At 62.5% G+C, this 12,434-nt stretch carries 10 protein-coding genes; 5 read left to right on the forward strand and 5 right to left on the reverse strand.

The window, feature by feature from the left end; genetic code table 11:
* Positions 1–350: 350 nt before the first annotated feature.
* Positions 351–812: an SRPBCC family protein gene (locus tag NY1_RS33185; protein ID WP_084535812.1), complete on the reverse strand. Its 462-nt coding sequence runs from the start codon at positions 810–812 to the stop codon at positions 351–353.
* Positions 813–1,149: 337 nt separating this feature from the next.
* On the opposite strand from NY1_RS33185, the gene NY1_RS33190 reads away from it, so the two are divergent.
* Positions 1,150–1,995 carry an alpha/beta hydrolase gene (locus tag NY1_RS33190; RefSeq protein ID WP_233434594.1) on the forward strand — a complete coding sequence of 282 codons (846 nt, stop codon included), beginning with the start codon at positions 1,150–1,152 and terminating at the stop codon, positions 1,993–1,995.
* A 746-nt stretch (positions 1,996–2,741) separates the two neighbouring features.
* On the opposite strand, the gene NY1_RS33195 is transcribed toward NY1_RS33190, so the two are convergent.
* The 4 genes from NY1_RS33195 to NY1_RS33210 all read right to left on the reverse strand — a co-directional run bounded on the left by NY1_RS33195 (position 2,742) and on the right by NY1_RS33210 (position 5,736).
* A complete protein-coding gene (locus tag NY1_RS33195; protein ID WP_169815429.1) occupies positions 2,742–3,953 on the reverse strand; it encodes a S8 family serine peptidase in 1,212 nt (403 codons plus the stop codon).
* A 381-nt stretch (positions 3,954–4,334) separates the two neighbouring features.
* Positions 4,335–4,613: a MoaD/ThiS family protein gene (locus NY1_RS33200; RefSeq protein WP_067715448.1), complete on the reverse strand. Its 279-nt coding sequence runs from the start codon at positions 4,611–4,613 to the stop codon at positions 4,335–4,337.
* Between the two features lie 18 nt (positions 4,614–4,631).
* Complete coding sequence (locus NY1_RS33205) at positions 4,632–5,042, reverse strand: M67 family metallopeptidase (RefSeq protein ID WP_067715678.1); 411 nt, start codon at positions 5,040–5,042, stop codon at positions 4,632–4,634.
* A gap of 67 nt (positions 5,043–5,109) precedes the next feature.
* The gene (locus NY1_RS33210; protein WP_067721114.1) at positions 5,110–5,736 is read right to left on the reverse strand and encodes a TetR/AcrR family transcriptional regulator; all 627 of its coding nucleotides are present in this window, start codon (positions 5,734–5,736) and stop codon (positions 5,110–5,112) included.
* 322 nt (positions 5,737–6,058) lie between these two features.
* On the opposite strand from NY1_RS33210, the gene NY1_RS33215 reads away from it, so the two are divergent.
* The 4 genes from NY1_RS33215 (at position 6,059) to NY1_RS33230 (ending at position 12,376) form a co-directional block, all read left to right on the forward strand.
* On the forward strand, positions 6,059–9,799 hold the full coding sequence (locus tag NY1_RS33215) for a type I polyketide synthase (protein ID WP_084535816.1): 3,741 nt from the start codon (positions 6,059–6,061) through the stop codon (positions 9,797–9,799).
* 147 nt (positions 9,800–9,946) lie between these two features.
* Positions 9,947–10,942 (forward strand): ParB/RepB/Spo0J family partition protein, encoded by a 996-nt coding sequence (locus tag NY1_RS33220; RefSeq protein WP_218028496.1) that lies wholly within the window; start codon positions 9,947–9,949, stop codon positions 10,940–10,942.
* A 111-nt stretch (positions 10,943–11,053) separates the two neighbouring features.
* Complete coding sequence (locus NY1_RS33225; RefSeq protein ID WP_067721116.1) at positions 11,054–11,758, forward strand: PIG-L deacetylase family protein; 705 nt, start codon at positions 11,054–11,056, stop codon at positions 11,756–11,758.
* Between the two features lie 60 nt (positions 11,759–11,818).
* Complete coding sequence (locus NY1_RS33230) at positions 11,819–12,376, forward strand: SRPBCC family protein (protein ID WP_067721117.1); 558 nt, start codon at positions 11,819–11,821, stop codon at positions 12,374–12,376.
* The last annotated feature ends 58 nt before the right edge of the window (positions 12,377–12,434 follow it).

Raw genomic sequence — 12,434 nt, forward strand, 5'->3', positions numbered from 1 at the left:
CCGTCGGGTTCGCCCAGCTCCAGCCATGGCTTGTCGGTCACCGTCTGCAGGTATTTGGTGCCTTTTTGTGGTTGCTGACGTCGTGACTGCGGCCCAGGCGTACCCGCACGCAGCGGCCGGTGTCGTTGTTGGTGATAGTGCAGTTGCCTTCGGGAAATCCCATGATGTCGAGCCCCTTTCGATCACACGCCGGCTGGAACTAGACGAGAACGACGGCGCGCACAACCCGCACGACCCCCGCATTTCAGGGGGTACCTCACCAGCGCGAACGCCACGCCGGACCGTTACCACCGGACACGGACCTCCACCGAAAACAGCAACGGAAAGCCGGGTGAGCAGCGAATTCGGCGTCAACGCGGGGCTTCGACCTCGGCCTTGATGCGTTCGAGGGTTTGCCGCATGCCTTCTCGATTCGTCTTGCCGCGTGTCCAGCCGGCGAGCAGCCAGTACAGGCGCAGCGGGAGGGAATTGTGCAGGTGGAAGGATTCCGTGACCTGCGTGCCGGTGGCATCGGGTTCGAGGAGATACCGCCAGGTGTTGATCTCCATGCCGCCGGGACCCAGCACGGTGAAGGCGAATTCCCGGCCCGGTTCGGCGGCGATGACGCGGCATACGGTCGAATACTTGAGCCCCCAACCGTTACGATCGACCTGCCCGCGGAATTTGGCGCCGACCACAGGTCCGGTCGCTCCGCCCACCCACCGCGCGCCGTAGGTCTCCGGGCTGAAGCGCCCGACATTGGTGACATCGCTGACCAGCTGCCAGATCTGCTCGGCAGGGGCCGCCATGTGGATCGTGACTTCGTCGTACACGCACTCGACCCTAGATCATCCGGTCGTGGGCACGGCTGCTCGAGCGAATCAGGCTCGCGGCTGCGACGGGACCCGGCCACCAAACCGCGGGCGGTGTCGTCGCGAAACCTTCGAGAGTAGAGATTACGTCCGATAGCGGTCCGCGGGAGGAATGCCGATGCGAGTACGACGATCGAGAACCGCTGCGACAGCACGGTTTGTGATGGCGGCGTGGATCATCATGGGCGTGGCCGCCGCCGGTGCCGGGCACGCCGTAGCCGATTCGCGAACTCCCGCAGTCGTTTCGGTGCAGGTACTCGGAGATCGCGACGAGCTGGTGCAGGTGTACTCACCCGCCATGAACAAGACGATCCCGGCGCGGATCATCCGGGCATCGAGCCCAGCGCCACGACCAACGTTGTACCTGCTCAACGGTTCGCAGGGCGGTCCGAACGGAAGTGGCTGGGATACCCAGACCGACGCGCCGGACTACCTGCGCGGCAAAGACGTCAATGTCGTCAATCCGATCGGTGGCGGCGGTTCCTACTACACCGACTGGATCCGCGAGGACCCGGTGCTGGGAGTCAACAAATGGCAGACCTTCCTCAACGAGGAACTGCCGGCGGCGATCGAGGAACACTTGGGGGCCAGCCGAACCCGGGCGGCGGTCGGTGTATCGATGAGTGGCACTTCGGTGTTGAACCTGGCCATAGTCAAGCCCGGATTCTGGCAGGGCGTCGCCTCCTACAGCGGTTGCGCTCAAACCTCGGACCCGGTCGGAGGGCAGTACGTCCGCGTCACGGTTGAGAACTGGTCCGGCGCAAGCAGTGTCGAGAACATGTGGGGTCCGATCGGCGGTCCGGTCTGGCGCGCCAACGATCCATTGCTCAACGCGGACCGGTTGCGAGGCACCGCGATCTATCTGAGTTCCGGCACCGGTGTCGCCGCCGCACCGCATGACACCCCTGCCGATCGGCGCGTCACCGAGGGCCTCATCCCGCTACCTGTACAGATCGCGTTCGGCGGCCCGATCGAGGCCGCCGTACATACTTGCACCGCGAACATGGCCGCTCGCCTGCGTGAGCTGAATATCCCTGCCACCGTGAATGATCGGCCCGTGGGAACCCACTCGTGGGGATACTGGGAAGACGACTTGCACGACTCATGGCCTTTCCTGGCCGGCACCCTCGGGGTACGGCCTTGAATCAGGACGAGTATTCCCTGTCGAGATCCGCCCTCGTGCAGCACAACTTTTGATCACGGTGGCGCCGGGCGCTGCAGTGGTTGTTGCGACCGTTGTTGTTGTGCAGGATCCTTCATCGCCACGACCCTCGCGTTCCGAACCAGGCCGCGCTGGCCGCCAGCGAATGCACGCTCACGGCGAATTCAGTGTGCCTCGATGACTGTCCAGGACCAGCCGACACCAGCCAGCGCTCGGGCTCCGGCGGATTGGTCCAGCCTTCGGGACCGTGTCAGTTTGTCTTGACTTCGGGCTCACGGTCTCGCGTCTGACGAGTCAAGGTGAGGCGGTCGACCTGTATATGGAGATTCGGGAACTGCTGCACAAGGAGCGCATTGCGGACGACATGATGTCCTTCTCCGCGTGGGAGGAGGACGAATGGCGGATGAAGGCGGAAACCCCACCGCCAATCGAGACCACGCCGGCCAGCTTAGGTAGAGCAAGAAGTCGGAGAATCTCGTTACAGCGGGGCCGAACGTCCCGGTTTGCTCGATCTCGGCGTCCAGGACGTCGAGTAGGCGAAGTTCGCAACCAGGATCTCGCGCTACTTCGTGCGCTCCGGTGCGGAACCGAACGCCGCATTGACGAATTGCCGCCCGGCCCGAGTAGGCGACATCGCTTGTCACGACCAAGGACGACGGTAGCGGCTTCGGCACCGCCGGTTCCGAAGCACGCTATCGCTGAGTCCAATGTGGTTCGGTCGCAGTGCTTTACAGCCCGCCGGTGTTGAGCAGCCGGTTCGGGGTCGGGTAGGAACCCGTGTTGTTGTTCTGCACGACATTCTTGGTGGACTTGTCGATCAGCCAGTCGCGGATGGTCTGCCAGGAGGCATCGCCGTAGGTGGCTTTGTACAGTGCCGCAACACCGGCTGCCAGGGGCGCGGCGAACGATGAACCGCTGTCCCTTCCGTAGTTGCCTCCGGGAATCGGCACATCGACGACATCGCCAGGTGCGTACATCTGCACGCAGGTGCCATAGTTGGCGTATTGCACGTCGCGACTGTCGGTGAAGTCGGTGTGTGCGACCGCGAAGCCGCCAGCGGCATCGGCCGGTGGGTGGTGGCAGGCGTCGTCGTGGTCGTTGCCGGCGGAGACCGCGACGAATACACCGGAATCGGCGAGGGAGTTCACGGCCTGTCGAAGCGCCGCCCCGGCGAGCTGCGCCACCCAGTATTCGAAGTTGCTCGAGATGTTGGCCACGGCCGGGGACTGATGATTGGTGCGCACCCAATTGACGCCGTTCAAGAACTGGATCAAGCCGACCTGCCCGGCGCAGTCGCCGACGCGGACCGAAACCAGCTGTGCCTGCTTCGCGACTCCGTATCTGGTGCCGCCGATGACACCGGCCACTTCGGTGCCGTGTTCGAAGCAGGCGGGAGTGGTCGTTCCCCCGACATGGTCGGAACCGTTCGACGCGCGGCCTCCGAAATCGGGATGGCTGAGATCGATGCCATCGTCGATGACATAGACCCTCACGCCGGCCCCCGTGGAGTTGACTTGGACGACACCGTCCAGGGGAAGATTTGCCTGGTTGATCCGATCCAACGCCCAGTTGTCGGGGGCGGCTGAGGCGGTGAGCGCTTTGGCGGAGGGGGTGTCCTTCGTGGAAACGGCGGCGTTCTCGATGATGGATTCGACACGGCTGTCTCGCTGCAAGGCCTCGACCCGATTCGGGGTCAGCTTGGTTCCGAACCCGTTGAGCATCGGGGTCCACCGATTGTCCGGCTTGACGTTGGCATCCGCCAGTACGTCATCGACGGATTCACCGCTCTTGACGATCACAATGTATTCCCCAGGCCGCGGCGTGACCTTGTCCGAGGCGGGAGCCCGCTGGATCTCGACAAGCGGCTTGGGATCAGGGGGAGCGGCAGCGGCGGGGAGTGCCGATGCGGCGAGTACGGACAGCGCGACCACCGGCAGCACCAGCCAAGACTTCTTCATTGACCTTACCCACGAGCTAGATTGAAACGATTACATTTCAGATACTGTCAGATCGAAATCGGCTGCGCGACAAAACGATCATTTCACTCGATGCCCGTACGAGAAGGTCCGCACCCGTCGGAACACAGCCGAATCAGTGACATACCCCAGGAACGGCTGCGCAATAGACGCCCTACTTTGCCGCTGACCGCGCTGACCGAACCGGCCAGCACGACCAATTGAAGATTGACGGCCCTGGGCTGTGATGGTCACCGGCAGTTGCCGCTGCCGCAGGAATTGGGGAATGTGCATCCGTTGACGTCCCGCCCCCGACCAGCGGGGTGTCGCCGAACGTCGCGATCAGCGACTCGTAGCGCGCCACGGTTAGCGCGCGCCGCCGGCGACCGCCGGAAGAATGGTCACGGTGCCGCCGTCGGTCACCTCGGCGTCCAGCCCGCCCGCGAAGCGCACGTCCTCATCGTCGATGTAGATGTTCACGTAGCGGTTCAGCTTGCCGTCCTTGAGCAGCCGCTCCTTCAACCCCGGGAAATTGGCTTCCAGGTCGTCGATGAGCGCGGCCAGGGTCGCGCCCTCGCCCTGAACTCGCTTCTCGCCCTTGGTGATCGGGCGCATGATGGTCGGAATGGACACGGTGACCGGCATGACTGGGACTCCTTGCTTTCAGGTGGTGACGATCTGAACGGGCTCTTCCTGGACCTGCCCGTCCAGAATCCGATAGCTGCGCAGCTCGTGCCGCTCCGGATCGCGGGTGGAGATGAGCACGTAGTGGGCATTGGGTTCGGAGGCGAAGGAGATGTCGGTGCGACTCGGGTACGCCTCGGTCGCGGTGTGCGAGTGGTAGATGACCACCGGCTCCTCGTCGGCGGCGTCCATCTCGCGCCACAACTTCAGCTGTTCACCGGAATCGAACTCGTAGAAGGTCGGCGAGCGCGCGGCATTGATCATGGGAATGAAACGCTCGGGCCGGTCGGACCCCTCGGGCCCGGCGATCACCCCGCACGCCTCGTCGGGATGGTCGGCGCGGGCGTGCGCCACCATGGCGTCCACCAGGTCAGCCCTGATCACCAGCACGTAATTTCCTCCCCCGGGTCCTCCCTGACCCGCTTATGTTTCGCTGTTCGTGTCCGCTTCTTGATCGCTACCGGTTGGTCACGGTGATGCCGTTCAACAGAACTTGAATGATGTTGCGCAGATCCTGGATCAGCTCACCACGAGGACTGTTCTGCCTGATCCATCGGTACAAGGCGCCCAGATACAGGTCTCGGATCACATTGCCGAGCGTCTCAGGGTCAGCGTCCTGGTTGATCTCGCCGCGTTCCTGCCCTGCCCGGACGATGCTGGCGAACACCTCTGCGGTGTGCGGCTCCTCCGATAGTGGCCGGCCCACCTTGACCCATGCGGTGATCATGACGTCGACTTGCTCGCGCTGTTCTTCGTTTACCTGAGCGAGTATGCCGAGGCAGAGCTGGAGCAATGTTGCCGTGTCGGTGGTTTCGATACTCAGCGGCAGCTGCAGTCGTTTGATCATGATGCGCCGCCGATTGGTGGCCCACTCGGTGATCAGATCCTCTTTGCGCTGGAAGTAGTTGAAGAAGGTGCCGCGCGCGACGTCGGCACGCACGGTTATGTCGTCGATCGTGGTTCTGTCGTATCCCTTCTCGACGAACAGTTCGATCGCGGCCTCGTAGATGCGGGAGCGATTGCGTAGCTTGTTCCGCTCCCTGCGTCCTGCCAACGCGGTGTGGTCGGCTGTGTCCTGCTGCATCGAACCTCCCTCGCAGGCCAACATCGTAAACAGTGTGCACCATAGCCTAATGATGAACTGTAGTTCATTTTGTTTGCGAGGCCTCGGGCATCCTGCACTTGTGACTCATCGCGCCGACTAGCAGCCCTTGCATGTACCAAACTGTCAGTGGCGCAAGCGCATTACGTCAAACGTGGTCGTTGTCGCCGGAACCCGTCCGGAACCTGGTTCAAATCTCGTTGGTCGGAAACATTGACTGCAGACTGAAGTTGGACGCTGGTACACTTCCGTTTGGAAGCAGGGGGGCAGCGTACGCACTGTCCGTGGACGATGGAGGGGATCGGTGGTGGACTCGCGCGGGCTGCAGTCACATCCGGAGACTGTGGCAGTCATAGGTCTGGGGGTCAGGTTTCCGGGGGCGAACAATGTCGAACAGTTCTGGTCACTGCTGGTCGAGGGCCGGGACGCGGTGGTCGAGGTCCCTGTGGACCGATTCGATGTGGCGTCGGTGCATGACCCAGAACCCGGGGTGCCAGGGCGGACGGTCTCTCGTCACGGTGGGTTCATCGATGATGCTTTCGCCTTCGATGCCGCCTTCTTCGGTATCTCACCCCTTGAAGCTCGGGGTATGGATCCGCAGCAGCGTCTCCTGCTTCAGGTCGTATGGGAATCGCTGGAGGACGCGGGAATCCGTCCCGCAACCCTTGCGGGCACGCGTGTCGGCGTCTTCGTCGGTCAGGCGACGTCGGAGTATGGCGAGGCCATCGGCGAACCGGCAGGTATTCGTGATGCCGCAGGAAGTCGCCTGCGCACGGTTACCGCCGGGCGGGTGTCATTCGCGCTCGACCTGCGGGGGCCGAGCATCACCGTCGACACGGCCTGCTCCTCGTCGCTGGTCGCGGTTCATTTGGCAAGACAAAGTCTTCTCAGCGGGGAGTGCGATCTCGCCATCGCGGCGGGGGTGAACTTCATTCAGTCGCCGACCGACGCGATCGTGTACTCGCAGGCGAAGATGCTCTCGCCCACTGGGCGATGTCGCTTCGGGGACGCCGGCGCCGACGGGTTCGTCCGCAGCGAGGGCATCGGGGCGATCGTGTTGAAACGAACCCATGATGCCGACTCCGCAGCCAACCGCGTCCTGGCCGTGCTGAACGCGAGCGTGGTCAACAACGACGGCAAGGGCAGCGGCCTGCTGCTCCAACCTGCTGTGAGCGGTCAGACGGCGATGATTGTCCAAGCCTGCGAGAATGCGGGAGTCGAGCCCGGCGATATCGACTATGTCGAGGCGCACGGAACCGGGACGATCGTTGGTGACGAGGTCGAGTTGCGGGCGCTCGGTGCCGCTATCGCGGTACGAAGACCGAACGGCCGGCCGCTGGAAGTAGGGTCGGTCAAGACGAACATCGGTCACACCGAGGCGGCGGCCGGCATAGCTGGATTGATCAAGGCCGTCCTGATCGCGCACCGTCGCATCATCCCGCCCTCGCTCCATTTCTCCACACCGCATCCGGTGCTGGCGGACCTGCCCATCAGGGTTGTCGAGAGTGCCCGGTCCCTGCCGAGGACGAGTCGTCCCGCGGTGATCGGTGTCAGCTCATTCGGTATCTCCGGCACTAACGCACACGTGATCGTCAGCGGAGTTCCGCGACCGCACCTCCTCGAAGATGCCGCCCCCGCCTCCGCGCGCCCAGCGTTGCTGTTGCTCTCCGCGCGTTCTCAGGCAGCATTGCATGCGCTCCGCGCCCGATTCGTGGAGTACTTGAACGGGCGGGGCAAAGCCCAACCGCTGCAAGCCATTTGTGGAAATGCTGCCTTGCTGCGAGATCACCATCGCTACCGTGCTTGGGCAGTCGGATCCAGCCACGAGGAGCTCTCGGCGGCTTTGAAGGAGCTCGACGAGGGGACACCAACACGCCGAGCGGGAATCGGCGAAGTGCGGAGCCGGACACCACGATCGGTCTTCGTTTACTCGGGCCAAGGCTCGCAATGGAGTGGCATGGCTCAGTCTCTGCTCGCGACGGAGTCTGTGTTCAGAGAAGCACTTGAACATGCCGACCAGGCGATTCGGGCCGAATTCGGGTGGTCGGTTCTCGAGTACCTTCTGTCGGAGCACCCGCCGATGAACACTGCGAAGGTTCAGCCCGTGCTGTGGGCTGTGCAGGTGGCTCTGAGTCGACTGCTGAGTTCATGGGGGCTCGAGCCTGATGAGTGCGTGGGCCACAGCATGGGAGAGGTTGCCGCCGCTACCGTTTCAGGCGCATTGTCGGTTGACGAGGCCGCCCGGGTGATCGGTCACCGTAGCGCTCTGCTGGAAGGTATCGCCGGTGCCGGCGCCATGCTTGTCGTCGGCCTCGGACTCGAAGACACCGAAGGCTTCGTCACCGAATTCGGACCCGCAGTCAGTATCGCGGCGAGCAACGCTCCGACATCGACAGTCCTGGCCGGCGAGCCGAAGGTCCTGCAGGAGATCGCCGCCCGTCTCGATGAGGTCGGTGTACTCGCGCGACCTGTGAAGGTAGATGTGGCATCACACTCTCCCCAGACCGACGTACTGTTGGCGGAGCTACGGCGCCGTCTTGTCGACTTGCGTCCTGCATCCGTTCAGATTCCCATGCGTTCCACCGTCACGGCGTCCACCGTGCACGGAACCGAGTTGGACGCGGACTACTGGCCGGAAAACCTCCGTCAACCAGTGCTGTTCGGCACTGCGGTTCGCCGAATGCTCTCAGCCCATGACCAAGAGTGTGTCTTCCTCGAGATAAGCCCGCATCCGATTCTGGTCAGTTCGATCTGTGAGAACCAGAAGGAATACGGCACCGAACCGACCGCGGTCGCTACGTTGGTGCGTGGTGGCGACGAGCGGACGGCCTTGGTCGCCGCGCTTGGGCAGATGTTCGCATTCGGAGCGAACATGGCTTGGGAGAACTACTTTCCCGCTGGCACCGCCATCGACGGCTTCCCAACCTATGCCTGGGATGCTGAGTACTACCGCCGGGAATCCTCGCCACTGACTCAAATACGAACGCACACTATCGAACTGCCACTCGACAGGCAGGTCACCGGTTTCCGTGTCGACGGTACACGGCCGATACCCCCGGTGACCTTTGCCGCGGCGGTTCTGGACGCCGCGCGATCGTTGCACCTGAGTAGCGATGTGGCGCTCGAAGATGTACGGTTCACCGCCTCGATTGACGTCGATTGCCTGACGGATCCACGATTGCGGGTCACGCTGCGCCCTGCGAGCGCCACGGCATGGCACGCGACGGTAGCCGTGATTTCCCGCAGCTCGGAGGACATCACGTGCGCCACTGCGATGGTGACCTCGACCGACGAGCATCGCTGGGATGCTGCGCTCCTGGACGCGGCATTGTCGCGGTGCCACTCCTACATGCCGGGTAACGACTTCCACGCGATACTCGCTAGCCGCGGCGTCACCACTGATCCCGGTCGTTCGATATCGGTGCGGCTGTGGCGATCTCCGTTCGAAGCGGTCGCGCATATCCGATCCATCGCGGCGAGTTCGTCGGCGGTCCTCCTCGAGGCCTGTCTCCAACCGCTGCTGGCATTGCTGCCTCCCGATAGGTCCTATGCCCCGGCGGCTATTCAAGCCGTGTCGGTCGACGGAGAATGGGGAACGGATCCCACGCAATTGTGGGCGATCTGCACGGTGAAGGTCGCAGGCGATATCGGCGACGCGATCGGCACTGTCACGGTTGTCTCGCCCGCGGGGGTTGTGGTCGCAGATTTCCAGGGCATCGTTCTCAAGGGCTTCGCAGTCGGCACCGTCGCGGCCACCTCCGCTGTTCTTGCGAATGATGATGAAAATACCTGCACGCCAATGGATTCCATTCTCTTCGGCGCATCGCACGTGCTGGGTACAACTACGGACCGAATCGACACCCGATTGTCGCTTGCGGACCAGGGGTTGGATTCGTTGATGGCCGTCGAGCTGTCCAAACGGCTGCGAGCCGGGCCCAGTCGACTGCAGATCGGACCGTCGACGCTGCTGTCGGCGGACACCGTCGCCGAAATCGCTCGGAAGTTCGACAATCGGTCGAAATGCCATGCTGCCGTCGACGAGTGAGCGCTCGCCGGTCGGCTGGTGAGCCACGGCGTTGACCGTCGGGGTGTCTAGAGTCTCCAAAAATCCACGTCGAGAAGGGGTAACGAGGTGGGAATTCCACGAATAGCCGATCCATCCAGCTCGAACAAACCGAATCCGGTGACGGCTGTGACCGCGGACTTGTGTGAGGAGGAGAAGACGCAAGCCCTGTCGGCCAGTGATGATCTGCCGCTGATCGACGCGACCATCGAGCTGCCGGTGAACGAGTTGATCTTGACTGGATCTCCTCGGCTACGCGGCGAAAGCAGCGATCACGTCCACACACTCGCGGAGGTGGACGCGGTTCTGCCCCCGATCCTGGTGCATCGACCTTCCATGCGGGTCATCGACGGTGTGCACCGGGTTCGTGCCGCGCTGATGCGTGGCGAGACGATGATTCGCGCAACCCTGTACGACGGAACTGACGACGATGCCTTCGTACTGGCGGTGCAGCTGAACAACAGTCACGGGCTGCCGCTGTCGCTCGCCGATCGCAAGTCTGCGGCCCAACGTATTCTGAGAGCGTTCCCAGAACGGTCGGACCGATCGATCGCGGCGACTGTGGGACTGTCACACCGGACAGTGGGCAGGATCCGATGGTGTTCAGGTGGGGAAAATATCCAACCGAACACCCGGCTCGGACAAGACGGCAAAACGCATACCCTGACCGCGGATGTCGGCCGGCGGCGTGTGGGTGAACTCATCGCCCGCAATCCAGAGGCGTCGATCAGGCAGGTCGCGCAAGCCGCTGGTGTGTCTGTCGGTACTGCCCACGACGTGCGGCAGAGGATGCGGCGCGGAGAAGATCCGGTTCCTGCTCGCACGAGTTCGCAGCCGAACCGCGTCTCGGCGAAGCCGTGTGGTGATCTGGCCACGTCGCGGTTGGAACCCGACAGTCGAGCTCTCGGCACATTGCTCGACATCCTGCGCACTGATCCGTCCCTGCGATTCACCGACGCCGGCCGCGACTTGCTGCGCCGACTTGCCTCGCAACCCATGGAGGAGCGTGAGTGGATTGCGTTGGCCGACGGTGTTCCTCAGCATTGTGCGCGACTGATCGCGGAACTCGCCGAAGCCATCGCCCGCGACTGGTCGAAGTTCGCTGAACGCGTGAACAAGGCATAATCGCCTCGCAGCGATCTGATTTCTTTCACGCACACCGCTAACCATTTCTTGTAAAGCTCCGAACGCTCTTGAACATTGAGAGCAAGTCTCATTTCGTGTTAGAAATTAATCGTGAGCTTGATCGAATTTCCGGAAGACTGGCAATCGGCGCTGGTCGTTATAGCGCACCCCGACGATATTGAATATCCAGGTGCTGCACCGATATCCAAGTGGACGTCACAAGGAAAAGAGATAATCTATCTGGTAGCCAGTCGTGGCGAAGCCGGATTTGCCGGGAAGGCTCCGGAAGTCTCCGCTGAAATACGAGTTGCGGAGCAGGTAGCGGCTGCTGCGGAGGTGGGCGTATCGCGAGTGGAATTTCTCGACTATCCCGACGGGATGATCGAGTACGGCCTCTCGCTGCGACGTGATATCGCCAGATCTATTCGGACCCACCGGCCAGATTTCGTATTGATCGGCAATCATCGCGAGTTGTCCGGGAACGGGATGATAAACATGTCCGACCATCGTGCTGTCGGCCAGGCAGCGATCGATGCGGTGCGCGATGCGGCCAACAGATGGGTTTTCCGGGAACTGAGCGAGGAGCCCTGGAGCGGAGTCCGTTATATCGCACTCATCGGCTCCCCGGAGCCGACGCATGCCGTCGATACCACCGACCATTTCGACGCGGGTCTGCGTGCGCTTCTTGCCCATCGGGTCTATCTCGAAGAACTTGGCACTCAGGCCACAGAGGCGGAGGCGATGTTGCGGAAATTCGAGATGGATGTCGCAGCCCAGTTCGATGGCCGCCCGGGTGTCGCTCTCGAACTTCTGTAGTCGTTCAGAGGCCGGCAGGTCCGGAAGTGTCAATTTTCTCCCGAAGAAGAGGTATCAGCAATGTCTGAAAACGCGTTCTCGACCGGTTGGCAGTTGGCGGAGTCGATCGTCGTTGCCGCTCGGCCCGAACAGATCTTCGAGCTCGTCACCGACATCACGAGGATGGGAGAGTGGTCGCCCGAGTGCTACGGCGGAGCCTGGGTCGCAGGGCAACTCGGCCAGGTCGGGTCGCGGTTTCATGGTTTCAACCGCGAAGGGGAGGCGAGCTGGGTGAGTGAATCTGTCGTGATCGAATCTCGACCGGCAAGCACTTTCCGGTTCTCAGTGCTCAGCTTCCGGCCCGGCGGCCCTGAGGACGATCTGCCCTGGACCACCGGCTCCGAGATCGGTGATATGACATGGGGATTCACTATCGAGAGCATTGGCGCAGATTCCCTGCTGACCCAAGACCATTCGATGAAATTCCCGAGCCCCTTCTATCGCGCGATGCTCGAAGACCTCAGCGAGGAGGAGCGGCGGGCCAGCATGGTAGAACGGCGCGAGAATCTCCGCCGATCCATGGTATCGACACTGGAATTAATCAAGAAGACTGCCGAGAGTGTGACCCTGCCGAATTAACCTCACCCTGAACGTCTAGGCGGGACTGTGGGACAGCTGGAAAGATCGGATATCGGGG

It is taken from the genome of Nocardia yamanashiensis NBRC 100130, from assembly GCF_001613325.1.
Taxonomy (GTDB): Bacteria; Actinomycetota; Actinomycetes; order Mycobacteriales; family Mycobacteriaceae; genus Nocardia; species Nocardia yamanashiensis.

What these genes read in the sequence shown, in the direction of transcription:
- NY1_RS33190 (WP_233434594.1), top strand. Translation starts at nt 1,150, where the DNA reads ATGAACAAGACGATCCCGGCGCGGATCATCCGGGCATCGAGCCCAGCG.
- NY1_RS33200 (WP_067715448.1), bottom strand. Translation starts at nt 4,613, where the DNA reads ATGCCGGTCACCGTGTCCATTCCGACCATCATGCGCCCGATCACCAAG.
- NY1_RS33210 (WP_067721114.1), bottom strand. Translation starts at nt 5,736, where the DNA reads ATGCAGCAGGACACAGCCGACCACACCGCGTTGGCAGGACGCAGGGAG.
- NY1_RS33230 (WP_067721117.1), top strand. Translation starts at nt 11,819, where the DNA reads ATGTCTGAAAACGCGTTCTCGACCGGTTGGCAGTTGGCGGAGTCGATC.